The sequence below is a fragment of the Vibrio sp. 10N.286.48.F5 genome (assembly GCF_041469785.1).
GTDB lineage: Bacteria > Pseudomonadota > Gammaproteobacteria > Enterobacterales > Vibrionaceae > Vibrio > Vibrio crassostreae_C.
Genome location: NZ_JBFRLG010000085.1, coordinates 1 through 253 on the forward strand (window position 1 = coordinate 1; position 253 = coordinate 253).

At 44.7% G+C, this 253-nt stretch carries 1 tRNA gene; it reads left to right on the forward strand.

The window, feature by feature from the left end:
* Positions 1–50 precede the first annotated feature (50 nt).
* Positions 51–126, forward strand: a tRNA-Val gene (locus AB4185_RS21915).
* Positions 127–253 lie beyond the last annotated feature (127 nt).

Below are 253 nucleotides of genomic sequence, written 5' to 3' on the forward strand. Positions count from 1 at the left end.
ATCCTGCACGACCCACCATTCTTTCTCCACGAAGGAATTAAAACTATCGTGGGCGATTAGCTCAGTTGGGAGAGCACCTGCCTTACAAGCAGGGGGTCACTGGTTCGAGCCCGGTATCGCCCACCATTCTCTAAATATTCTTGGAAGTTAAATCTCCAAACCACTTCTTATGTCGCTGGTTGGATTTTTCGACTGTGAGAGTCTTTAGAAAATGAACTTCACAAGAAGTCTCATTGCTCTTTAACAATTTGGA